Origin of the sequence: Xanthobacter sp. NM-59 (assembly GCF_021401125.1) — a bacterium.
GTDB lineage: Bacteria > Pseudomonadota > Alphaproteobacteria > Rhizobiales > Xanthobacteraceae > Xanthobacter.
The window spans coordinates 56,533-80,163 of sequence record NZ_JACBFQ010000003.1 but is presented as its reverse complement, the minus strand read 5'-3'; the positions used below and the strand labels follow the sequence as shown (position 1 = coordinate 80,163).

The following is a 23,631-nucleotide window of genomic DNA, read 5'->3' as shown; positions in this document are numbered from 1 at the left end:
GTGTCCCTGTTGCGCCATTTCGGCGTTCGTTTCGGATGCCCCGATGAATAGGAACCGCCCCGCTCGACGGCAACGGGATTTGTGCGATATAGATTATTTGTTGACATATCGCACATAACAGACAGGCCGAAGGGCAGCGCAATGAGCATCAGCCAACGGGACACCATGGGCGGCCTCGCCAAGGGGCTGGCGGTGATCGAGACCTTCACGGCCGAGCGCCCGCGCCAGTCCATCACCGAGGTGGCGGAGGCGAGCGGGCTCGACCGGGCGACGGCGCGGCGCTGCCTGCTGACCCTCGCCCATCTGGGCTATGCGGACTATGACGGCAAATTCTTCACCCTCACCCCCCGCGTGCTGCGGCTGGGCACCGCCTGCCTTGCCGCCATGCCCCTGCCGCAGGTGGTGCAGCCCTGGCTCGATCTACTCTCCGCTGAGCTGGAGGAGAGCACCTCCGTCTCCATCCTGGACGAGGACGAGATCGTCTATGTGGCGCGGGCGGCCCAGCGCAAGGTGATGTCCATCGCCCTCATGCCGGGCTCGCGCCTGCCGGCCTATTGCACGTCCATGGGCCGGGTGCTGCTGGCGGCGCTGCCGGAAGCCGAAGCGCTGCGGCGCCTGTCCCTGCGCCCGCTGGTGGCTCGCACCCCCCACACTCTGACCGATCCGCAGACCATCATGGCCCGGCTCCGGCTGGCCCGCGAGGAGGGCTATGTGGTGATCGACCAGGAGGTGGAATTGGGGCTGCGCTCCATCGCTGTGCCCCTGCTCAATGCGCGGGGCGTCACGGTCGCGGCGCTCAATCTGGGGCTGCCGGTAGTCGGCGGGGAGGCCGAAACCCTGGTCACGAAATATCTCCCCGCCTTGCGCTGCGTTCAGGGAGAGATCAGGAAAATCCTGCGCTAGTCGCCGCTATGCAATATTTCTATTGCGATGCACAATTTCCACCGCTGCGTGTGCGCTAAGACGAGTGCGACAAGACGAGACTTCAGCGCAATATACTCGTCCGGTATCAAATTATACCGAGTTGATCTTAGATCAGGCGAGAGGGCCGGTATAGCCTGAAGCTGGGAGCTGTTGCCTTTTCACCGGCATCACAAGCGCTCCTTCCTGGATCACTTCAGCCAGCGTCGGAAAGGGTCATGCCGGTCTTTTGTCGGGCCAATTCCACGGCCAGTTCCATGGCCGATCCCGCGCGCCACCGCCCCCGCGCCTCTTCCGCGAAGGGCATGGCAAGCGGGCATGTTCCGTGCCCGCCCCTCCCGCAGCAGCCGCGAGGGGGCGACGCAGAGACTTAAGCAGCCCCCCGGCGCGCGTGGTGAAGCGCCGCCAATAGCTTTCAAGAACCAAGAAACCTCTGAGGAAATGCCCCGATGCCAAACAGTCTTCCGCTGACGCGGGATGTGAAGCAGATCATCGATGCGGGATCCATGACAGGCCGCCGGTGGGCAGTCGTCGGCCTGTGCTTCGTCATCGCCCTGCTCGACGGCTTCGATACCCAGTCCATCGCCTTCATCGGCCCGGCGATCGCCCAGGACTTTCACATGACCCCGGCGGACATGACTTGGGTCATCACCGCCAGCATCATCGGCATGGCCATCGGCGCCATGGGGCTGGGAAGCTTCGGCGACCGGTTCGGCCGCCGCAAGGCGATCCTGATCGCGGTGTTCCTGTTCGGCCTGTTCTCGCTTGCCGGCGCGTATGCCACCTCACCCACGCAGATCATCGTGCTGCGCTTCCTCATCGGCCTCGGCATGGGCGGCGCGACGCCCTCGGTGCTGGCATTGGCGGGTGAGTACAGCACCGCTTCGAAGCGGGGCCTCATGCTCACCGGCGTGCTGTTGGGCCTGCCCGCGGGCGCCATGCTGGGCGGGCTGATCGCGGCGAGCTGGCTGCCGCTCCTGGGCTGGCGCGGCATCTTCCTGCTCGGCGGCGCCGTGCCCCTCGCACTCATGGTGGTCATCTATTTCCTCCTGCCGGAATCTCCCGCTTACCTCGTTTCCCGCAAGGACATGCGCGGACAGGACCAGGCCCGGCGCCTGCTGGAGCAGATGACCGGCCAGGCCATTGCCCGCGACGTGCAGCTGGTGAGCCCCGCTGATGTGGAGCACGGCGGCTCCATCGCCGGCCTGTTCGAGGCGCGCTATCGTGGCGTTACCCTGGCGATCTCGGCCATCTATCTCTTCAATTGGATCGCCTGGTTCCTCCTGCTCCAGTGGCTGCCCACGGCGCTGACGACCCTGGGCCTGGAAAAGGCCCACGCCGCCTATGGCACGGTGGTGGTCAACGCCGCCTTCATCCTCATGGCCCTGCCCCTGTCCTCGCTGCTGCCCAAGGTTGATCCGCGCAAGCTGCTCATGGTCATGTTCATGGTCGGCATCGCCGTGGCCATCGGCCTCGGGCTGGCGGGAGATCGCTGGCCGGTGGTGTTCACCCTGATCGCCGTGGCCGGATTTGGCATCGGCGGCCAGCAGCTGGTGCTCAACTATCTGATTGCCAACGCATATCCCACCCAGCTGCGCGCCACCGCCACGGGCTGGGGCATCGGCATCGGCCGTTCGGGCGCCATTGTGGGGTCGGCCATTGGCGGGCAGCTGCTGTCCGGTGCCGGGCCGTCGGGATACTTCATCGCCCTGGCTATCCCCCTCGCCGTGGCCGCGCTCGCCACCTTGAAGGTGCGCCGCTCCGACAGCGACGAAGCCGCCGTGCCCGTGGTCACCCACTAGCGGCTTGTCGAGCGAAGCGGATCGGGCCGGAAAACGCGCCCGATCCGTCGGCGACGAACTCAACGAGACAGCACAGGAAGGGAGATACGCGTGTCAGATCAGAGCAGCCGCCCCCGGCGCTTCGAGGGCAAGAGCTTGGTCGTCACCGGCGCGGCACAGGGCGTGGGCAAGCAGGTGGCGCTCGACGCCGCGGAGGACGGCGCCAGCCTGCTGCTGGTCGACCGCTCGCCCATCGTCGACGAGGTGGCGAGCGCCATTAACGCCGCCCATGGGGCCGGCCGCGCCGTCGCCATGGTGGAGGATCTCGAAACCTATGCCGGCAACGCGTCCGTCATGGCGCGCGCCAAGGCGGCGTTCGGCAAGATCGATGTTCTGGTGACGAATGTGGGCGGCGCGATCTGGATGAAGCCGTTCCAGGAGTTTGACGAGCGCCAGATCACCGCGGAAATCAGCCGCTCCTTGTTCCCCACCCTGTGGGGCTGCCGCACCGCTTTGCCCCATATGCTGGAACAGGGCCACGGCACCATCGTGAACGTGTCGTCGGTCGCCACCAGGGGCATCAACCGGCTGCCTTATTCCGCCGCCAAGGGGGGCGTGAACGCGCTCACGGTTTCCCTCGCCTTCGAGCTTGCGGGCACGGGCATCCGCGTGAACGCGGTTGCTCCCGGCGGCGTCAGCGCCCCGCCGCGCCGTGTTCCCCGTGGAACCGATCCCTTGTCCGAACAGGACAAGAGCTGGATGCAAGAAGTTGTCGACCAGACCCTCGACTCCACCCATCTCAAGCGATACGGCGAATTGCGCGAGATCGCTGCGGCAATCCTGTTCCTCGCCTCCGAGGAGGCGTCCTACATCACCGGAACCGTCCTGCCGGTCGGCGGCGGCGATCAGGGCTAGATCTGGTCGATCTCAATGAAGGGGCGAGGCCAAGCCCGTCACATCGGCCGCGACCTCAGCCCTCTTCCCCAGCAGCTTCCTCTCTCGCTTGCGCGGGAGGGCAGGGGGCGCGAGCGCGAGCGCGAGCCTAGAAAGAGTGGCTCAGGTGAAAGACGGGCGCGTGGCGAGATTGTGCTCGCCACTGAGCCACGGCGGGTTCTCCGCATACATCTCCTGGATCAGATCCTTGACGAGATTGATCTGGACCGAGTTGTCACCGACCCTGTGATACAGGATCACCGGCGAGTTCGTCCGCTCGCCTTCCAGCAGCCGGTAATGCACATCCGACCGCATCTGTTGTGCGGATGAGGGAATGATGCACAGGCCCGCCTCCGCGGCGACCAGCCCCAAAGCGGTCTGGAGTTCACGAACCTCCTGCACCTCCGCCGGCCGGGCGCCATGGCCATGCAGCAGGTTGAGCACATGGTCCGCGTATCCCGGCCGCGGCTCCTTGGGATAAACGATGACCCGCTCACCCGTCAGGGCGCCGACCGGCAGGGGGCCGTGTTCCTGCGCGAGGGGGGTGCCCTTGGGGATCGCCACCACCAGGCGCTCTTCCCGCAGAACAATACCCACGACACTCGCGTCAGCGTGATGCATGCGGCCGAAGCCGATGTCGATGCGCCCTTCCTTCAGCGCCGGAATCTGCTGCACGGAGGCCATTTCCAGCACCTGGATCTCAGTCTCCGGCGCCCGCTGGCGCAGCTTGCGCACCAGCGACGGCAGTCCGCCGTAAAGGGTGGAGGCCACGAAGCCGATGGACAGCACACTGTTCTGGTTTAGCCCCACGCGTCGCGTCGCCGCTCGCATTTGCTCGACGCGCCCGAGAACCTGCAGCGACTGCTCGTAGAACAAGCGGCCGGCTTCTGTCAGGCGTACGGGCCGGCTGTTGCGGATGAGAAGGGCCACGCCCAGCTCTTCCTCCAACGACTGGATCTGTCGGCTCAAAGGCGGTTGGGCGATGTTCAGCAGCTGAGCCGCGCGCGTGAAGCTGCGCTCGCGAGCGACGGCAGTGAAGTAGCGAAGCTGGCGAAGATCCATGGCCGCAGCCCTCCCGTGGTATAAAAGTTTCCATCGATTTTGGTATGTTGCGTCGCGGCAAGGCACAGAATATCGCTATTTTTTCGTCTTTCATACCTTATACGCATAATTGGAAACGTAAAAGGTTTTGGACGTCCGGCCGGTCCCCGTCGCAAGGTGTTCCCATGAGCGCCACCTTTGCACACGTCATCTCCACAGCTTCTCCCCTCGGCCCCGTGGTTGAGCGGGTGGAGACCATGCTCGTCGACCTGCCGACCATCCGGCCGCACAAGTTGTCGGTCGCGACCATGAACGGCCAGACCCTGATGCTGGTGAAGATTCACTGCAGCGACGGGATCGTCGGCATCGGCGAGGGGACCACGATCGGCGGGCTGGCCTATGGCGGCGAGAGCCCCGAAGGCATGAAGCTTGCCATCGACACCTATTTCGCACCCCTGATGGTGGGGCAGGATGCCACCGCGGTGCGCGCGCTCACGGCGCGCATCGGAAAGATGATCAAGGAAAACCGCTTCGCGAAATGCGCGGTGGAAACCGCCCTGCTCGACGCCCACGGCAAGCGGCTCGGCCTGCCGATCAGCGAGCTGCTGGGCGGTCGGCTCCGCAATCGCCTCCCCGTGGCCTGGACCCTTGCATCCGGCGATACCGGCAAGGATATCGCGGAGGCGGAAAAGATGCTGGGGCTCCGCCGGCACAAGATCTTCAAACTAAAGATCGGTGCGCGCACGCCCAGCGCCGACGTGGCCCATGTAGCGGCCATCAAGCGCGCTTTGGGCAGCCGCGGTGCGGTGCGCGTCGACGTCAACATGGCCTGGAGCGAAGCCCAGGCGGCTTACGGCATGGCGGCGTTGGCTGATGCCGGTTGCGAGCTGGTTGAACAGCCGGTCGCCTCCGCCTCGGCCCTGGGGCGGCTGGTGCGGCGCTTTCCGGTGGCGCTGATGGCGGACGAGTCCCTGCACGGGCCGGAGACGGCATTCGAAATCGCCAAGACCGCCGGCGCGGATGTATTTGCCGTCAAGATCGAGCAGAGCGGCGGGTTGTTCAATGCGCAGCGTGTGGCGGCCATCGCCGATGCAGCGGGCATCGGCCTTTATGGCGGAACGATGCTGGAAGGCGCGGTGGGCACCATCGCTTCGGCCCAGCTCTTCTCCACTTTCGCCAATCTGCAATGGGGCACCGAACTGTTCGGCCCCCTGCTCCTGACCGAGGAAATCCTCGCCCAGCCGCTCGACTATAGCGACTTCGAGCTGACGGTTCCGCGTGGGCCGGGGCTCGGCATCGAGCTTGATGACGACCGCGTGGCATTCTTTAGCCGCGACAAGATCCGCAACGCCACCAGCGTTGCTCTTTGACGATCAGAACAAGAAGGCCAACGAGCCGCGCACACCAGATGCGGGCGAAACTCTGAGGGGCTTGCGCTGCAGGTCCCCCATCCCGCCACCGGTTGAAGCGCTCCATCTAGGGAGGGAAAGCCATGTCCGCCATTGCTGAAAAACCCGCCGATCTCGACGATCTGCTGGCAAACGCCGTGCAGGACGACAAGGAGGCCGGTGTCTTCCGCTGCCGCCGCGACATCTTCACCAACGAAGAACTCTTCGAGCTGGAGATGAAGCACATCTTCGAGAGCAATTGGGTCTACGTTGCTCACGAAAGCCAGATCCCCGAGAAGGGCGATTATTACACCACCTATATCGGCCGCCAGCCGGTGGTCGTCACCCGTGACAAGACCGGAGAGCTCCACGCGCTCATCAATGCCTGTTCCCATCGCGGCGCCATGCTGTGCCGGCGCAAGCACGGCAGCAAGAGCACGTTCACCTGCCCCTTCCACGGCTGGAGCTTCTCCAACACCGGCAAGCTGCTCAAGGTGAAGGACGAGAAGACCACCCAATATCCGCCCCAGTTCGGTCAGAACGGATCTCACGATCTCAAGCGCGTGCCACGCTTTGTGAACTATCGTGGCTTCCTGTTCGCCAGCCTGAAGGAGGATGTCTCCTCGATTGAGGATCATCTCGGCGAGACGAAGACCATCATCGACCACATCGTCAGCCAGGCTCCGAATGGGCTCGAAGTGGTGCGCGGCAACTCGTCCTACATCTATGACGGCAATTGGAAGCTGCAGATGGAGAACGGCTGCGACGGTTATCACGTCAGCTCCGTTCACTGGAACTATGCGGCCACCATGGGACGCCGCAAGGAAGAGGGTACCAAGGCGGTCGACGCCAATGGCTGGAGCCGTTCCGTCGCCGGCGTCTACGGGTTCGAGAATGGCCACATCCTTTTGTGGACCAACACCATGAATCCCGAGGTCCGCCCTGTTTATGGACATCGCGACGAGATCGCCGCCCGCGTCGGCGCGGACAAAGCGGACTTCATCGTCAACCAGACCCGCAATCTGTGCATCTATCCCAATGTCTTCCTGATGGACCAGTTCAGCACGCAGATCCGCGTGACCCGCCCCATCAGCGTCGACAAGACCGAGATCAGCATTTTCTGCTTCGCTCCCAAGGGCGAAAGCGCGCAGGACCGGGCCACCCGCATTCGCCAATACGAGGATTTCTTCAATGTGTCCGGCATGGGCACGGCCGATGACCTTGAAGAATTCCGCGCCTGCCAGGCAGGCTATGCCGGCATCGCCGCCCCCTGGAACGATCTGTCCCGTGGCGCGCCTTTGTGGATCGAGGGGCCCGACGACAATGCCAAGCGCATGGGCCTTCATCCGCTGCTGTCCGGCGAGCGCAGCGAGGACGAAGGACTGTTCGTTCGTCAGCACGAATACTGGGCCAAGGTGATGCGCGACGCGCTCTCCGCAGAGAAGAACTGAGCAGACCGATGAGCATCTCCTCCGAAGCCGCTCAGGCCCTTTTCTATCGCGAAGCCCGGCTGCTGGATGATCGCGCCTGGGATGAATGGCTCGCCTGCTATGCGCCGGACGTCACCTATTGGATGCCGGCGTGGGACGACGATGACAAGCTCACGGAAGATCCGCAATCGCAGATCTCCCTGATCTACTATCCCAACCGCGACGGCCTTGAGGATCGGGTCTTCCGCATCAAGACCGAGCGCTCCAGCGCCTCCATGCCGGAGCCGCGCACGAGTCATTACGTCAGTAACGTCGAACTGCTCGCGACGCGGAGCGAGGAGGCGGATTTTCGCTACAATTTCCTCACCCTGAGCCACCGGTACAAGGTCACTGACCAGTTCTTCGGTACTGCATTCGTGACCTTGCGTGACGTCGCCGGCCAACTGCTCATTTCAAACAAAAAGATCGTCCTCAAGAACGACTACATCCGTCAGGTTATCGACATCTATCACGTGTGATGGGTGTCGCTGCGGAGCTAGGGAGTGTTCCATGTCCAGCTACAGGATCGCACTGAATTTCGAAGACGGGGTGACCCGTTTTATCGACTGTAAAGCCGGTGAAAAGGTGCTCGACGCGGCCTTCCGTGCCAAGATCAATCTGCCGATGGACTGCTCCGACGGCGTCTGCGGCACCTGCAAGTGCCGCGCGGAAAGCGGCACTTACGATCTCGGCACCGATTATATCGAGGACGCGCTGACCGAGGACGAGGCCGCAGAGGGGCTGGTGCTGACCTGCCAGATGACCCCCTCGAGCGACTGCGTCATCAACGTCCCCGTGAGCTCGCTCGTCTGCAAGACCGGGCAGGAGACCTTCTCAACCACGGTCGCCCAGGTGACCCGTCATAATGACTCCGCCATCGTGCTCGATCTGGACCTTGCCCCCGGCGCGCCTGCGCTGGCCTTTCTGCCGGGCCAATATGTCAATATCGACGTTCCTGGTACGGGCCGCAGCCGCTCCTATTCCTTCTCCTCGGCCCCCGGCGACCAGCAGATCTCCTTTCTGATCAGAATGATCCCAGGCGGGGTGATGAGCGGCTGGCTGGCCGAAGCAAAGCCCGGCGACAAGCTGAACCTGACCGGACCGTTCGGGAGCTTTTATCTGCGAGAGGTGCAGCGGCCGCTTCTCATGCTCGCCGGCGGTACCGGTCTTGCGCCTTTTTTGTCGATGCTCGAGGTGCTCGCCCGCGGCGGCTCTCAGCAGAAGATCCACCTCATCTACGGCGTGACGCGTGATATTGATCTCGTCCTCGTGGACGCCGTGGAGGCTTATACCGCGCGGCTGGCGAACTTCAGCTTCACTACGGTGGTGGCGGACGAGGCCTCGCAACATCCGCGCAAGGGCTGGGTGACGCAATACATGCCGGAAGACATGCTCCGCACGGCCCACCCCGACGTCTATCTGTGCGGCCCCCCGCCCATGGTGGATGCGGTGCGGCAATATTTCGATGCCAACGGCGTCGAGCCGAACAGCTTTTACTATGAAAAATTCACGCCGAATGTGCCGTTGAAGGAAAGTGCATAGCGCGCAAGATCTACGGCGGTAAGAACCTCAAAATACAAAAATGCAAAAACCCTCCGGGGAGGAAACCATGAAAAAAATCGATGTGACCGAGGTGGTCGATTCCGTCCCCTTTGGGGGATTCCAGTGGATGGTGGCCATCGTCTGCGGCGCGCTGCTGGTCGTCGATGGCTATGACGTTTTCGTCGCAGGCACGGTCTTGCCGGCGCTCATGAAGGAATGGGGTCTCAGCAAGCCAGAGGCTGGCGCCCTTCAGGCCTGGGCCCTGTTCGGGATGATGTTCGGTGCCCTCATCTTCGGTCCGCTAGCGGACAAGATCGGGCGCAAGAAGGGCATTGCCATCAGCTTCCTGCTGTTCACTTTGTCGACGCTCTTGGCCGGCTTCGCCAATTCTCCGACTGAATTTGCGATGTTCCGGTTCGTGGCCGGCCTCGGCTGCGGCGGCCTGATGCCGAATGCCGTGGCGCTGATGAACGAATACGCGCCCAAGCGTCTACGCAGCACCATGGTGGCCGTGATGTTCTCGGGCTATTCAGTGGGTGGCATGGTTGCGGCGGGCCTCGGCATCAGCCTGATCCCGCAATTTGGCTGGAAGTCGATGTTCTTCATTGCGGCATTTCCGCTTGCGATGATTCCCCTCATCTTGTGGAAGCTGCCTGAATCTCTGGGCTTCCTGATCCGCCAGGGCAAGCAGGACGAGGCTCGCCGGATCTATGCCCGCATCGCACCGTCCCAGGGCCTCGACGCCGATGACGAGCTGGTTTTCACTGAAACCAAGGGCGTCTCGGCCTCGGTGGTGGAACTCTTCCGCCATCATCGGGCGGTGAGCACCCTGATGTTGTGGGCGTCGTTCTTCTGCTGCCTGCTGCTGGTCTACCTGCTCTCGTCCTGGCTGCCCAAGGTATTGCAGGAAGTGGGATATGCCGAGAAGGCGAGCCTTTTGAGCCTGTTCTCCCTCAATTTCGGCGGCATGCTCGGTGCCATCCTCGGCGGTCGGCTCGGGGATCAGTTCGGCCTGCCGAAGGTGGTGGTGGGCTTCTTCGCCGCTGCCTCGGTCTCCATCGCGCTCATCGGGTTCGGGCTGCCGCCGGCACTGCTGTTCTTCATGGTCTTCATCGCCGGCGCGACGACCATCGGCACGCAGATCCTGCTCTATGCCAGCGTGGCGCAGCTCTACAATCTATCAGTGCGGTCCACGGGCCTCGGCTGGGCGTCGGGCGTCGGGCGCATCGGTGCCATCGTGGGGCCGACGCTGGGCGGGGTGCTTCTGGCGCAGGAGCTGCCGCTGCAGCAGAATTTCTTGATCTTTGCCATTCCCGCGGTGCTCTCGACGCTCGCCATGCTGGTGTTCGCCGCCAGCAATGCCCGCCGTGCCGCCGCCTTGCAGGCGGTCCCGGCATAGCGCCGTAGCAGGGGCGCGGAGGTCCTCCGCGCCCCTGCTAATCCTGAACGAAGCGCCGAAATCACAGGTCCGTCGCGCCGGAGCGCGGCGACGCTCAAGGGCGGCGAGCCGGAAGGGGCGAGAGCGGGGCGAGCAGCCACGATCAGAGGATCGAATTCGTATAGATCAACAGGAGAAATAGCAGAAATGCTTTTCCATGTGAGAATGGACGTGAACATCCCGCTCGACATGCCGGAGGAGGTGGCAGCGCAGCTGAAGCAGCGTGAAAAGGCCTATTCGCAAGAGCTTCAGCGCAGCGGCGCATGGCGTCATATCTGGCGCATCGCGGGCGAATACGCGAACTACAGTATATTCGATGTAGAAAGCAATTCAGCGCTGCATGAGATCCTCACGGGTCTGCCGCTGTTTCCCTACATGAAGATTCTGGTGACGCCGCTCTGTCGCCACGCCTCGTCGGTCCGCGAAGACGACACCTGAAAAAGCCAAAGACACACCCAGGGCCATGCGTGGCTTTTCTCAAGCCGTAGCGTCAAAATGAAGTGGAGGAAACAACAGATGAGCGTTAATATTTTCAGTGGCAAAGAGGTTCAGGATTTCCTGCGCGTGGTGGCCAATCTCGACGGCGCCGGCGGCAACGAGCGGGCGAAGCTGGTGGTGCACCGCATCCTGTCCGACCTGTTCAAGATGATCGAAGATCTTGACCTGACGCCGGACGAGATCTGGACGGGCATTAATTACATCAACAAGCTCGGCGCCGACGGCGAAGCCGCGCTGCTGGCGGCCGGCGTCGGCCTGGAGCACTATATCGACATGCGCCTCGATGCCGAGGACAAGGCTCTCGGTATCTCCGGGGGCACGCCGCGCACCATCGAAGGCCCGCTCTATGTGGCCGGCGCGCCGGTGATGGAAGGCAAGGCCCGCCTCGACAAAAACCCTGATCCGGATACCGTGCCGCTGCACATCCATGGCAGGGTCACCGGGCCGGATGGTGCTCCGGTCGCTGGCGCGCTGGTCGAAATCTGGCATTCCGATTCCAAGGGCTTCTACTCGCACTTCGATCCCACCGGCCGGCAGAGCGAGTTCAACCTGCGCGGTGCGATCCGCACCGCGGCGGATGGCACGTACGAAGTTCTGACCAGGATGCCGGCGTCCTATGGCTGCCCGCCTTCGGGAGCGACCCAGACCCTGTTGAACCAGCTCAACCGCCACGGCAATCGCCCGGCGCATGTGCACTACTTCGTCACCACGGACAAGTTCCGCAAGCTGACGACGCAGTTCAATATCGAGGGCGATCCGTTGACCTGGGACGACTTTGCCTTCGCGACCCGCGAAGGGCTGGTGCCGCACGTGGTGGACAAGAATGACGGCCGTGCGGTCGGCTTCGACGAGGACGCCTATCGGGACATTGAGTTCAACATCGAATTGACGGCTCTGGTCGGCGGCAAGGACAACCAAGTCGTCGAGCGCGCCCGCGCGGCGGCCTGAGCGTGATCCGGCGGCAGCGCTCTTAGCTGCCGCCGATCTCGTTAGGGCCACCCAAACGCGGTCGCCGGCTGGCCTGGGTCATCAGGCGCGGCTGAGCGACCGGAACGATGTTGCCGCAATAATCGAAAGCCATGGCATGTCCGAAGACGCATTTCTCGCATTGCCGAGCCACAGGCTGCACTATCGCATCGATGGCGACGCGGCGAACCGGGCCTTGCCCTGGATCTTGTTCTGCAACTCGCTCGGCACCGACCTGCGGATGTGGGACCCGCAGGCGGCGGCGATGACAGGGCGTTTTCGGGTGCTGCGCTATGACTGTCGCGGTCACGGCCAATCGGGCACCCCACCCGGCCCCTATTCCATTTGCGATCTGGGCGGAGATGCATTGGCGCTGCTGGACGCTCTGAAGATCGAGCGCGCCCATTTCTGCGGCTTGTCCATCGGTGGCCTCACCGGCCAATGGCTGGGCCTCCACGCGGGAGACCGGCTCGGCAAGATTGTGCTGTGCGCGACAGCAGCGAAGATCGGCGATGCCGAGGGCTGGGCGGCGCGCATCGCCGCCGTGGAGACGAGCGGCCTCGCGCCCCTGGTGCCGGCCACCGCCGAGCGATGGTTCACACCTCGATTCAATGCGGAGCACGCGGCGCTCACCGCAGGCATTCTGGCGACGTTCGCGAAAGTCGATCCCAAGGGCTATAACGGCTGCTGCGCGGCCCTGGCGGACGCGGACCTGCGGCCTGAGATCGGCGCGATTTGCAATCCTGTCCTCGCCATTTCCGGCGACGACGATGCCGTGTGCCCCCCATCAGATCTCCAAGACATCGCCGACCACGTCCAGAGCGGCCGTCACCTCTCGCTGCCGGGACGGCACATCGTCAATTTGGAATCGGCGCAGGCGTTCAACGAGGCGCTGCTCGAATTCCTGCAGGATTGAGGAGCCGGCCATGAGCGCACGAAGCGCGGACGAGGCCCGGCGGGATATCCTGGCCATATTGCCCGGCCGGGCGCATGACCTCGCCCGTTTGCAAGAGCTGGCACAGGACGGCGAGCCTATCGTTACGGTCATCGGCAAGTACAACCATGGCAAAAGCCGCCTGTTGAATGAGCTGGTGAGCCGCGACGTCTTTGTCGTGGCCGACAAACGCCAGACCACCACATTGTCCCAACACCTCAGCCATGGCGTGCGCTGGCTCGACGCCCCGGGGCTGGACGCGGACGTGGCCAATGAGGATGACCGGCAGGCCCTGCAAGCCGCATGGCTGAAATCGGATATTCGCCTGTTCGTGCACACCGCCAAGCAAGGTGAGCTGGACGAGACGGAACGGCGCTTGCTGGAGGAGCTGTGTGCGGATGAGCAGCGCACGCGGCGCCAGGTTCTGTTCGTGCTCTCTCAGATCGACCAGCTGGCGGATGACGGCGAGCTCGCGAGCGTGCTTCAGGCCATCACGATTCAGGTGCCGCATATCGCCCCGCACGTCGTCTCCGCGACGCGCCATCGCCATGGCGTCGAGGCCGGCAAGACGCTGCTGGTTGAAAAGAGCGGGATGCCGTCCCTTCGCACGGCGCTGGATGAGGCCCTGGGCCGCGTGCCGGCGGCGAGATCCCACGAAACCGGCCTGCTTTTCACCGAGATTCGCGAAGAGCTACAGCAGCTTTCCGGGCGTCGGGAGCAGGAGTTGGCCGCACTGCGGCAGAAGCAGCGGCGCCTGCTGCAGAACTTCAAAGAAGGGCTCGATGCCGTGTTCGCGAAGGTCGGGCGAGAGATTGAGGAGGTCGTGAATGCACCCATTCCCGATTATGCCATGATCCCCGATACCGCGCAGGACAAGTACAAGACGACTGAGGCTAAGCTGGAGCGGGCGCGCATTCAGATCGGCTATTCCCGCGCCTGCATCCAGATCGACAGTTTCCTTATCGGCCAGGGGGTGAGCGGTCTGCCGAAGGAGCAGCAGACAGCCGCCGGCAGCCTCAACACCGTGATGGTTGCGGTGATGGGTGTATCAGTGAAATTCCGCAACGATCTGCGCCACATGTTCTGCGAAGCCCCCGGCCGGGAGAGGCTGCAGGGAGAATTCACTCGATATTTCGAGCTGTCGGAAGCCAGCACCGTCCTGAGGGCGAAAATCGCCTCGAGCGAGATCGAGCTGAAGGCGATGGAGCGTGCAGTCATGGCCTTAGAGACTCTAGAGGCCGGCGCATGAAAGCGGACACAAATCACGAATACCGCTTCATGTCTGACGTCGACGCCCTCGACTTCTTCGAGCAGGATCTGGAAGCGATCCTGCGAAAACTGACCGATCGATTTGGTCACTTGACCCGTGACCTCGACACCGCCGCCTTGAACCGCGATGGCCTGCGGGACGGCAGCACGCTCGCCCGGCAGGCGGATGCCGTCAATCGTCTGTTGAAGGACAGCATAGCCGCCTGGGCAGGGCAATGGGTGGATCTGCAGCCGGCCCAGGCACTGGCCCACGCCTTTGAGGATCATGCCATCCTGCTGGTGTTCGGCACGTTCAACGCGGGCAAAAGCTCGTTCTGCAATTTCCTGGCGGAGCGTTTCGCGGCCGAGGGCAAGGCCGTGGGCTATTTCCACCTCGACGACGGGCGCATCGTGGACACGCAAGAGCCCTTCAGGGAGGGCGCGACCGAAACCACCGCGCGGCTCCAGGGGGTGCGCCTGGGGGCAAAGCTGCTGCTGCTGGACACGCCCGGGCTGCACTCGGTGACGCCGGACAAGGCGGAGCTGACCCAGCGCTTCACGGATAGTGCCGACTGTGTGCTGTGGCTCACAAGCTCGGCCGCGCCGGGCCAGGTGCAGGAACTGGAGGACCTGGGCCGCGAGCTGGCACGCGCTAAGCCGCTGCTGCCGGTCGTGACGCGCAGTGACCTTTATGAGGAAGACGAGATCGACGGCGCATTGGTCAAAGGCCTGCGAAACAAGACGCCGCAGAACCGGGCGCAGCAGGAGGCCGACGTCACGGCGCGGGCGCAGGACAAGCTTGCCGCGATGCGGGTGGACGCCGCCCAGCTGAAGCTGCCAGTGTCCATTTCGGTGCACATGGCGCGGTCGCACGGGCAGACCTCGATGGGAATGGAAGAGGCCGGGTTCGAGCGTCTCTACGCCGCGTTGCTCGCCATTGTCGAGCCGGCGCTCGCCTATAAGCGCCGCAAGCCCGCCGAAACCTTGTTGCACCACCAGGAAGAGCATGTGCTGGGCACGCTGCGCGCCCGCCTCCTGCCATTGCTGGAGACCCTGAACGCGGAGGCCCGATTGGCTCTCGAGCGGCTCGCCCAGCAGCAGGAGCGAATAATTGAATCGGTGTGGCGCGAGGTGGTTCCGGTCCTGGCGCAGCTGCTGGAACGGCACGCGGACACGCGCGCGGTCGACAGGGTGTGCGAGGACCTGTCTCAATCCCTGCGGCTCGCCTGTATCCAGGCCGAAAAGGAGCATCTTGCGGATTACCTGCCGGCCTCGTTCCAAGGGCCCGCGCCCATCATTCTCGACGAGGGGCTCGGCTTCGACGAACTGTTGGTCGAAGAGGGAGAGCTGCGCCAGGTGGTGGGCGTGGATTATGCGCGCCTTTATGCCGGGCTGGAGAAACAGCTCAGTCACCTTGTGTTGGAACGGGTCGAGGCGCGGATCGAGCAATGCCGGGCAACGATCTTGGCATTGATGAACGCCGTTGCACATCTGGCGGGCATCGTGCCCGCGTATGAGCGAGACTTGCGCACATTAAAAACCGTGCTGCGTGTGAATGCCGGTTGAGACGAAGACGCTGCGCTGCAGGTTAGCGCTCCTGCGGGCTCGCCTACGGCTATCGCGTGGGCAGGAGCCGCCCGAAACAAAAATCGATGAAAGCGCGCAGCTTCGGTGAGTGGTGGGCACTTTGGGGCCAGACCAGCCAGAACCTCTCCTCCGGGGAAGATCATCGAGCAACGTGATGAGCTTGCCGCTACCCAGGCGGTCGCCCGTCCAAACGCTCCTGAAATGCGGCGAAATCGCCACCGTTCCCAGTCGCTAGACCCACCGACGCCACTGTCGAAAATCCCGGAGCCACCTCTTGACGTCTTCTCGGGTATCGAATCGAATGAAGGCGACATCTATAAGGGGGCATGACGGATCGTAGTCATATGATAGCGAGCGTCTTTCTAGCCGCCGGACTGCTTGCGTCGTGCTTTTCCATCAATGCCCTTGCGGAGGACACGAAAGCGCGGGATGCCGTCAAGGAATTCGACATGCATGCGCCCTATGTGCGCGGCCAGTTCGCGGATTCCGATATGGATCGCACCTCGGGGTCGGTGGTGCTGGGTGCGATCAGCAACGGCGGTGCTGAGGCCGGAGAGGTCCATCACACCGCCGGCAATATCAAGACGGTGACGTCGCCAGCTGGCAGGAGGAATGGCTGAAAACCGCAGCGCGCGTGGAGGCGCGCGGCTTGAAGTCGCTAGCCGAGGGCCGCACGCGCAGCACCCGCCAGCAGCTCCTGCGCGCTTCCAATTATTATCGCTTCGCTATCCTTGGAATGATGTCGGACGATCCGCAGATGCGCGCAACTGGAGATAAACTATACGATTTGGCTAAGCGAGCCGGCGAAATCGTCGATACAGCGCATGAGTCTTTCGAAATTCCCTTCGAGGGCGCCAGGCTGCCCGGATATTTCCCCAGGGCGGCGAATGATGTCCAGCCGCACAAGACGCTGCTCACGACATCCTCGTCGCCCGCAAGGATATCGACACCTCGAAACTGGCGGTCTTCGGCGTTTCGGGCGGTGGCGGCTTCGCCCACCAGGCCGCCGAGCAGGATCCGCGCATCAAGGCGGTGGCGATGAGCTCGTGCGTGGTCGACGTCGAGCGCTGTCCGCGGCCATGACCCCGATGGCCACCACCACTGCCGAGAGGCTCGAAATCTCTACCGCCTTCCACCGCAATACGGTGAAGCTCGTCGCCTGGCGGTGGGGCGTGCCGATGGACGATGTGCCGGGGCTGGCCGCGGCCAACAAGGGCTTCACCTTCGAGCCGGCCAAGGTGAAGGTGCCGGCTCTGTCGGTGATCGGCGAAGACGAACACCAGAACCCGGAAACCTGGCGCCAGCAGGCGGTTTGCATGGAAGAGCTGGCCCATCCCAACAAGGAGCTGGTTGGTGACGCCGCTCAATGAAGGCGCCGCCAACCATGTGCTGATGGAGAACCGCAGGCTGATGGCACAAGTGGTGTTCGACTGGCTCGACGACGTCTTCAAGAAATGACGCCGATGGGAACGTCCGTTCCAGCGGCAGGACCTCGTTCGCTCCTTGCCTCTTGCCTCGCCGCATGGCTGGCGCTCGGCGGGCCGGCGCCGGCCGGTAACGACGGAGCGCCGACAGTCCGCCTCGACAGTGGCGTGGTGTCAGGGCGTACAGAGGATGGGATCAACACCTTTCTTGGCATCCCCTATGCCGCTCCCCCGGTTGGCGATCGGCGCTGGAGTGCGCCGCAGCGGCCGGATGCGTGGACCAACCCCCGCGCTGCCATCGCTTTCGGCCCGGCCTGTCCACAGACCGGACTTCTGGAAAAGCAGGCGAGTGAAGACTGCCTCACCCTCAATGTTTGGACTCCCGATGCCTCAGGCGCGGTGAAACTGCCCGTAATGGTGTGGATCCACGGCGGCGGCTTCAATTTCGGCGCGTCATTCCAGCCGGAATATCACGGGGCCAACCTTGCCCGTCGGGGCGTGGTGGTGGTGACAATCAACTACCGCCTGGGACCGCTCGGCTTCTTTCCCCATCCTGCGCGCGCGAATGGACCTGCCCCCGAGGCCTCCGGAAACTTCGGGCTGCTCGACCAGATCGCAGCGCTCCAATGGGTGAGCCGCAACATTGCCGCGTTCGGCGGTGATCCCGGCAATGTCACCATGTTCGGCCAGTCCGCTGGCTCGCGCTCGGTGTCACTCCTCACCCTGAGCGGACCGGCAGCTGGGCTGTTCCAGCGCGCCATAGCCGAGAGCGGCGGGCCGATCATCGGCTCGGAATTTCTCAATCCGACATTCAACGGCGACAAGACTGCGGTCGCGGCCATGAGCAAGGCCCTGAGCGCCCGGCTGGGCTGCACTGACGCGAAAGACGAGCTGGCCTGCCTGCGCGCCAAACCGCCGATGGAGGTGGTGACGGCGGCGGACTGCAAAACTGGCCTTTTCGATACCGGCCTGTTTTTCGCTCCGGTATTCGACGGCACGGTGCTGCCCGACGACCCCGCGGCGGCGGCGCTTGATCCTGCGCGTCCACATGTGCCGATGATCGTCGGCTCGACCGGAGACGAGGGCACCACCTACCTGCGCGGCGAAAAGCACCTGACGCTTCAGCGCTATCGGGCCTTCATGACGGCCCGCTTCGCCGACCGCGCGGATGCAGCTCTCGAGGCGTTCCCGGCGGCGGGCGATGGCGAGGTTCATGCCGCCATCAACCATTTCATTTCAGTGGCGGTCAACGCCGCGCCGGCGCGTTTCATGGCGCGGGCGCTGGAGCGCACGGGAAGCCGCGCCTACCTCTACCGCTTCACCCGCAAGCCCGATACGGCGCGGGCGCGCGAGCTTGGCGCTTTTCATGGGGTCGATCTCGCTTATGTCTTCGGCAACATGGCGGACGGCGAAGGCTATACGAGCCTCGATCTGGCGCTTTCCGACCAGGTGATGGCCTATTGGGTCAATTTCGCCCGAACCGGCGACCCCAACGGGCCGGGCCTGCCGAGCTGGCCGGCCTATGAGGCGGCAGGCGATCGCAGCCTCGACTTTGCCGATGAAATCCGTGTTGAGCAGGGGCTGTACAAGGCGCAAGGCGACTTCATCGACAGCGTGTCGCGCTTCGGCCTGACGCGATGATCACAGGAAGGTCTTACTCGAAGGAATCCGGATGAGGATGCGACACCTGCGGACCACCTTCATCGCTCTGGCGGCAATGGTTTTCGTTGCGACGCCCGTTCTGGCCGACGACCCTGCTGTTGATCCCCACGTCTCGTATATCAAGGTGCGCTTCAGCGACACGACGATGGATTTCGTTTTCGGCTCGCTTGTACTGGGCGCCGCCGTCAACCGTGGAGTGGAAATCGGCGAGGCATTCGCCACCGCCGCGACAATCCGCGACGGCGACGCTCAAAGCTGGAGCGCCGCCTGGCTGAAAATGGCCAGTTTGATCGAGGCGCGCGGCGCCGCGGCATTGGCGAAGGGGCACTTGGTCAGTGCGCGAGACCAGGACCTGCGCGCCAGCTACGCCAATCGCCTCGCACTGGTGGCAATGCTGCCCGATGATGCCCGTTTCCGTCCGACCGCAGAACGAAGCCGTGCCTTGATGAAAAAGGCCGGAGCCCTGCTCGAGCCGAAGCTCGAAGCGATCGGGATTCCCTACGCTGGCGGCGTGCTGCCGGGATATTTCCGCAAGGCGGCGCCGGGCGAGGCTCCGGCGAAGACACTGATCATGATCGGCGGAGCGGAAACCTTCGCCGAGGACCAGTACTTCTATATCGGCCCGCAAGCTTTTGAACGCGGCTATAATTTCCTGACCGTCGACCTGCCGGGCCAGGGTCTGCTCCCGATGGACGGGCGCATATTCCGGCCCGATATCGCCAGCCCGATGAAAGCGGTCGTCGATTATGCCCTGTCCCGACACGACGTCGATCCGAAGCGGCTGGCTCTCTATGGCATTTCGAGCGGCGGCGGGTTCGTCGGACAGAGCGCGGAGCGGGAACCCCGCATCTCGGCTCTGGTGATGAATAACTGCGTGGTCGATGCCGGCGCGGGAGTTGCCCAGATGGCGGTGGCCACGGCCACGCTCGAAGTGGTCGAGCGCTGGTCCTCGTTCGCCCGGATTACCAGCCAATTGATCGCATGGCGGTTCGGGGTCGATCTCAATAACCTTCCGGGGCTGGTCGCCGCCAACCGCGATTTCCGCTTCGATCCGGCGAAAGTCACAATGCCGGCCCTAATCGTGGTGGCGGGAGGCGAGCAGAAAAACCCCGAAATCGAACGCCAGACCCGGCTGTGTATCGACGGCCTGGCGAATGCCCGCAAGGCTGTCGTGGTTACGCCCGAGGCCGAGGGAGCGTCCAACCATGTGGTCATGGAAAACCGCAGCCTGATGGCACAAGTGGTCTTCGACTGGCTTGATGAAACCTTCCATTAAAGCCCGACCTCACCTCGGGCAAAGGTTCAGGCTCTCCTATCAGCAGCAACGAGCGCTCCATCAGGATTGTCGCGGTCCGGGGGCAAACGACCTGAACCGCCCAAGCCTCGCAAGCGGGGCCAAAGCCTGAGGCCCGCTATTTTCCCAATACCTAGTGCGTCCTGCGGGGCGTCTTTTTTGTGACTGCTACGCATGGCTGGTACTCAAATGTAGAATGCTTATTCGCTGGATATTTCCTGGAACGGAAAACCTGAAATGCAGCATAGAGAGACGATATATAATAATTTTTCGATTTCTGGATTGGTGGCATAGGGGGAGATAAACAAGGGCATGTCGCAAGCATATAATGCCGTCGCGAAGGCACCCCATCGCGGGGCACCCGATCGAAGGCGGCGGCCCCCTTTGTGAGGACCTAGCAACTCTACTGGGCGGGTTGAATCGCTTAGCGTCCAAATAACACAAGCAATGTGAATACATTAAAGAGAAAAAATGGCGGAGAGAGAGGGATTCGAACCCTCGATACGGTTGCCCGTATACACGCGTTCCAGGCGTGCGCCTTCAACCACTCGGCCACCTCTCCAGCCGCATGCGCTTGGCGCGCATGGCAACTCGCTGAAGTGCGCTTCAAACAGGCTTGCCGTCTGTAGCGCTCTCAGCACCGCATGCTTTTCAGCTGCGGCCCCACTCGGTCATCCCCGTCGCAGACAGGGGAAATTCAGCGCCGGTTGATGCGCTGCGTCCTAGCGAGGTCGCGGAATATACAGCCTCGGTCGCGTTGCGCAAGCGGGATTCTCAGCTTATCGCAACGCCATTCACAGCGATGCACAGGCCGGCCGGGCCGAGGCCGGAACCTCCGGCCGATGCGGGATGATCGGAGGGCAAAATGCCCGCCGATCATCCCGCGCCTCTGGGCTTGCTGGTGTGCTCAGTCGCGCAGCAGGTCGTTGATGGAGGTCTTGGAGCGGGTCTGGGCGTCCACGCGCTTCACGATCACGGCGCAATAGAGCGACGGGCCCGGCTGGCCGTTCGGCAGCGGCTTGCCCGGCATGGAGCCCGGCACCACCACCGAATAAGGCGGCACTTCGCCGATGAACACCTCGCCGGTCTCACGATCGACGATCTTGGTGGACGCGCTGATGAACACGCCCATGGAGAGCACGGAACCGGTGCGCACCACCACGCCTTCCACCACCTCGGAACGCGCGCCGATAAAGCAATCATCCTCGATGATCACCGGGCCGGCCTGCAGCGGCTCCAGAACGCCGCCAATGCCGACGCCGCCGGACAGATGCACGTTTTTGCCGATCTGCGCGCACGAGCCCACCGTGGCCCAGGTGTCCACCATGGTGCCTTCGCCCACATGGGCGCCGAGGTTCACGAAGGAGGGCATGAGCACCACATTCGGAGCGATGAAGGCCGAGCGGCGCACGATGGCGCCGGGCACCGCGCGGAAGGCGGCGGCGCGGAAGTCCTTTTCGGTCCACGAGAGGAACTTGGAGGGCACCTTGTCCCACCAATGGGCGCCGCCGGGGCCGCCGCCGATCTCCACCATGTCGTTGAGGCGGAAGGAGAGCAGCACCGCCTTCTTCAGCCACTGGTTCACCTGCCAGGAGCCATCTTCCTTGCGTTCGGCGACGCGGGCCTTGCCGGAATCGAGCAGGTCGAGCGCGGTGTCGACGGCCTGGCGCACCTCGCCCATGGTGGAAAAGCCGATGTCGGCGCGCTTTTCGAAGGCGGCGTCGATGACGGATTCAAGCTGCTTGAGGTCGGACATGGGTGTTCCTCCATGCGGCCAGGGGGCGCCGCGCGATGAGTTTGAAGACAAAGCGGAAAAACGGCCTCAGCCGCGCTCTTTCACCGCTACGAATTTGAGCTTGGGCCATTCCTCGATGGCGCGGTCGAGCACCCACTGGCTGCGGGCGAGATAGACCGGCGCATCGTCGCGGTCGCGCGCGGTGGAGGAGCGGTTCGATTCCAGGAAGCGGTCCACTTCGGCGCGATCACCGGTGATCCAGCGGGCGGTGACGAAGGACACCGCCTCATAGCGGATCGGCACGCCATATTCCTTCTCCAGCCGCGCGGCCAGCACGTCGAGCTGCAGGGTGCCCACCACGCCGACGATGGGCGCGGGATCGGACATGGGGCGCAGCACCTGCACCACGCCTTCCTCGGCCATGTCCTGCAGGGCCTTCTGCAGCTGCTTGGCCTTCATGGGGTCGGCCAGCAGCACCCGGCGCAGGATTTCCGGCGCGAAGTCCGGCAGGCCCTCGAAGCGGATGGTCTCGCCCTCGGAGAGGGTGTCGCCCACGCGCAGCATGCCATGGTTGGGAATGCCGATGATGTCGCCGGCCACGGCCTCGTCCACCGTCTCGCGCTCCTGGGCGAAGAAGAAGATGGGGTTGGCGATGGCCATCTGCCGCTTCTCGCGGGCATTGTAGAGCTTCATGCCACGCTTGAACCGGCCGGAGCACAGGCGCACGAAGGCCACCCGGTCGCGGTGGTTCGGGTCCATGTTGGCCTGCACCTTGAAGACGAAGCCGGAGACCATGTCTTCCTGGGGCTCCACCATGCGCTCGCCGGCGGCGGAGCGGGGCAGGGGGCTGGGGCCGACGGCGCCCAGGCCGTCCAGCAGCTCGGCCACGCCCGCTTCCTTCAGCGCGCTGCCGAAATAGACCGGGGAGAGGTGACCTTCGCGGAACGAAGAGAGATCGAAGGGCGGCAGCACGCCCAATGCCAGGGTCAGGCTCTCGATGGATTCGGTGAGGATGCGCTCTTCCACGCCTTCGAGGCCGATCAGGTCCTCCGGCTCGTTGAAGGGCACCTCGCGCACCAGGGGGCCGCCGCGCTCGGTGGCGAGCAGCGCCTTCTTGCCCGCAATGTCGATGAGGCCGCGGAAATCAACGCCGAGGCCAATGGGCCAGGTGAGGGGCGTCAGGTCCAGCGCCAAAGTGGAGGAGACCTCGTCCATGAGGGCGATGGGGTCGAGGCCCTCGCGGTCCACCTTGTTCACGAAGGTGAAGATGGGAATGTCGCGCAGGCGGCAGACCTCGAACAGCTTGCGGGTCTGGCTTTCGATACCCTTGGCCACGTCGATCACCATCACCGCCGCGTCGACGGCGGACAGGGTGCGGTAGGTGTCTTCCGAGAAGTCCGAGTGGCCGGGCGTGTCCAGAAGGTTGAACACGATGCCGTCCTTCTCGAACGTCATCACCGAGGACGTGACGGAAATGCCGCGCTGCTGCTCGATTTCCATCCAGTCGGATCGCGTGCGGCGGCGCTCGCCGCGTGCCTTCACGTGGCCGGCCATGCGGATGGCGCCGGAGGCGAGCAGCAGCTTTTCCGTGAGCGTCGTCTTACCGGCGTCCGGATGGGAGATGATGGCGAAGGTGCGCCGGCGGGCATAATCGGGCAAATCGCCCGGCTTGGCGGCCGCGCGCGCCGCGCCGTGGTCAGGTGTTTCGAGCATGGCGGCTATATAGTGCGAAACCGCGCGGCGATAAACGGTGAACGCGAGGGAGACGGG

21 protein-coding genes and 1 tRNA gene are annotated in these 23,631 nt (G+C 63.8%); 18 read left to right on the top strand and 4 right to left on the bottom strand.

All coding sequences use genetic code 11. The features are described from left to right. The first annotated feature begins 141 nt into the window (after positions 1-141). The 3 genes from L0966_RS08195 to benD all read left to right on the top strand — a co-directional run bounded on the left by L0966_RS08195 (position 142) and on the right by benD (position 3,617). Complete coding sequence (locus L0966_RS08195) at positions 142-903, top strand: IclR family transcriptional regulator C-terminal domain-containing protein (protein ID WP_234051407.1); 762 nt, start codon at positions 142-144, stop codon at positions 901-903. Positions 904-1,370: 467 nt separating this feature from the next. Further along, entirely contained in the window at positions 1,371-2,723 is a 1,353-nt protein-coding gene (locus L0966_RS08190; protein ID WP_234051406.1) for an MFS transporter, read from the top strand. A 90-nt stretch (positions 2,724-2,813) separates the two neighbouring features. Then, on the top strand, positions 2,814-3,617 hold the full coding sequence (benD, locus tag L0966_RS08185) for a benzoate diol dehydrogenase BenD (RefSeq protein ID WP_234051405.1): 804 nt from the start codon (positions 2,814-2,816) through the stop codon (positions 3,615-3,617). A 141-nt stretch (positions 3,618-3,758) separates the two neighbouring features. On the opposite strand, the gene L0966_RS08180 is transcribed toward benD, so the two are convergent. Continuing rightward, positions 3,759-4,697: a LysR family transcriptional regulator gene (locus L0966_RS08180; protein WP_234051404.1), complete on the bottom strand. Its 939-nt coding sequence runs from the start codon at positions 4,695-4,697 to the stop codon at positions 3,759-3,761. Between the two features lie 164 nt (positions 4,698-4,861). On the opposite strand from L0966_RS08180, the gene L0966_RS08175 reads away from it, so the two are divergent. From L0966_RS08175 to L0966_RS08110, 15 genes are all read left to right on the top strand, one after another. Further along, positions 4,862-6,046, top strand: a complete 1,185-nt coding sequence (locus L0966_RS08175) for a muconate/chloromuconate family cycloisomerase (RefSeq protein WP_234051402.1) — start codon at positions 4,862-4,864, stop codon at positions 6,044-6,046. A gap of 122 nt (positions 6,047-6,168) precedes the next feature. Further along, the gene (locus L0966_RS08170; RefSeq protein ID WP_234051401.1) at positions 6,169-7,515 is read left to right on the top strand and encodes a Rieske 2Fe-2S domain-containing protein; all 1,347 of its coding nucleotides are present in this window, start codon (positions 6,169-6,171) and stop codon (positions 7,513-7,515) included. Positions 7,516-7,523: 8 nt separating this feature from the next. Next, positions 7,524-8,012 carry a benzoate 1,2-dioxygenase small subunit gene (benB, locus tag L0966_RS08165; protein ID WP_234051400.1) on the top strand — a complete coding sequence of 163 codons (489 nt, stop codon included), beginning with the start codon at positions 7,524-7,526 and terminating at the stop codon, positions 8,010-8,012. Between the two features lie 31 nt (positions 8,013-8,043). Then, on the top strand, positions 8,044-9,075 hold the full coding sequence (benC, locus tag L0966_RS08160) for a benzoate 1,2-dioxygenase electron transfer component BenC (protein WP_234051399.1): 1,032 nt from the start codon (positions 8,044-8,046) through the stop codon (positions 9,073-9,075). 67 nt (positions 9,076-9,142) lie between these two features. Beyond that, the gene (locus tag L0966_RS08155; RefSeq protein WP_234051398.1) at positions 9,143-10,474 is read left to right on the top strand and encodes an MFS transporter; all 1,332 of its coding nucleotides are present in this window, start codon (positions 9,143-9,145) and stop codon (positions 10,472-10,474) included. A gap of 186 nt (positions 10,475-10,660) precedes the next feature. Then, a complete protein-coding gene (catC, locus tag L0966_RS08150; protein ID WP_234051397.1) occupies positions 10,661-10,951 on the top strand; it encodes a muconolactone Delta-isomerase in 291 nt (96 codons plus the stop codon). A 78-nt stretch (positions 10,952-11,029) separates the two neighbouring features. Then, complete coding sequence (gene catA / locus L0966_RS08145) at positions 11,030-11,959, top strand: catechol 1,2-dioxygenase (protein WP_234051396.1); 930 nt, start codon at positions 11,030-11,032, stop codon at positions 11,957-11,959. 136 nt (positions 11,960-12,095) lie between these two features. After that, on the top strand, positions 12,096-12,893 hold the full coding sequence (gene pcaD, locus L0966_RS08140) for a 3-oxoadipate enol-lactonase (RefSeq protein WP_234051395.1): 798 nt from the start codon (positions 12,096-12,098) through the stop codon (positions 12,891-12,893). Between the two features lie 10 nt (positions 12,894-12,903). Further along, on the top strand, positions 12,904-14,160 hold the full coding sequence (locus L0966_RS08135; RefSeq protein ID WP_234051394.1) for a GTPase: 1,257 nt from the start codon (positions 12,904-12,906) through the stop codon (positions 14,158-14,160). Between the two features lie 29 nt (positions 14,161-14,189). Continuing rightward, positions 14,190-15,725 carry a GTPase gene (locus L0966_RS08130; RefSeq protein ID WP_234051392.1) on the top strand — a complete coding sequence of 512 codons (1,536 nt, stop codon included), beginning with the start codon at positions 14,190-14,192 and terminating at the stop codon, positions 15,723-15,725. 347 nt (positions 15,726-16,072) lie between these two features. Then, a complete protein-coding gene (locus tag L0966_RS08125) occupies positions 16,073-16,366 on the top strand; it encodes a hypothetical protein (RefSeq protein ID WP_234051391.1) in 294 nt (97 codons plus the stop codon). Positions 16,367-16,667: 301 nt separating this feature from the next. Next, positions 16,668-16,829 carry a hypothetical protein gene (locus L0966_RS22485; RefSeq protein ID WP_370640684.1) on the top strand — a complete coding sequence of 54 codons (162 nt, stop codon included), beginning with the start codon at positions 16,668-16,670 and terminating at the stop codon, positions 16,827-16,829. Then, positions 16,826-17,116, top strand: coding sequence for a hypothetical protein (locus L0966_RS08120; RefSeq protein ID WP_234051390.1), 291 nt, complete (start codon positions 16,826-16,828; stop codon positions 17,114-17,116). The genes L0966_RS22485 and L0966_RS08120 overlap by 4 nt, the downstream gene beginning before the upstream one ends. 84 nt (positions 17,117-17,200) lie before the next feature. Then, positions 17,201-18,811: a carboxylesterase/lipase family protein gene (locus tag L0966_RS08115; RefSeq protein ID WP_370640672.1), complete on the top strand. Its 1,611-nt coding sequence runs from the start codon at positions 17,201-17,203 to the stop codon at positions 18,809-18,811. A 31-nt stretch (positions 18,812-18,842) separates the two neighbouring features. Further along, on the top strand, positions 18,843-20,108 hold the full coding sequence (locus L0966_RS08110) for a S9 family peptidase (protein WP_234051388.1): 1,266 nt from the start codon (positions 18,843-18,845) through the stop codon (positions 20,106-20,108). Positions 20,109-20,598: 490 nt separating this feature from the next. On the opposite strand, the gene L0966_RS08105 is transcribed toward L0966_RS08110, so the two are convergent. The 3 genes from L0966_RS08105 to L0966_RS08095 all read right to left on the bottom strand — a co-directional run bounded on the left by L0966_RS08105 (position 20,599) and on the right by L0966_RS08095 (position 23,574). Beyond that, positions 20,599-20,688, bottom strand: a tRNA-Ser gene (locus L0966_RS08105). Between the two features lie 345 nt (positions 20,689-21,033). Then, positions 21,034-21,882, bottom strand: a complete 849-nt coding sequence (dapD, locus tag L0966_RS08100; protein WP_234051387.1) for a 2,3,4,5-tetrahydropyridine-2,6-dicarboxylate N-succinyltransferase — start codon at positions 21,880-21,882, stop codon at positions 21,034-21,036. Between the two features lie 66 nt (positions 21,883-21,948). Beyond that, positions 21,949-23,574, bottom strand: a complete 1,626-nt coding sequence (locus L0966_RS08095) for a peptide chain release factor 3 (RefSeq protein ID WP_234051385.1) — start codon at positions 23,572-23,574, stop codon at positions 21,949-21,951. Positions 23,575-23,631: the final 57 nt, after the last annotated feature.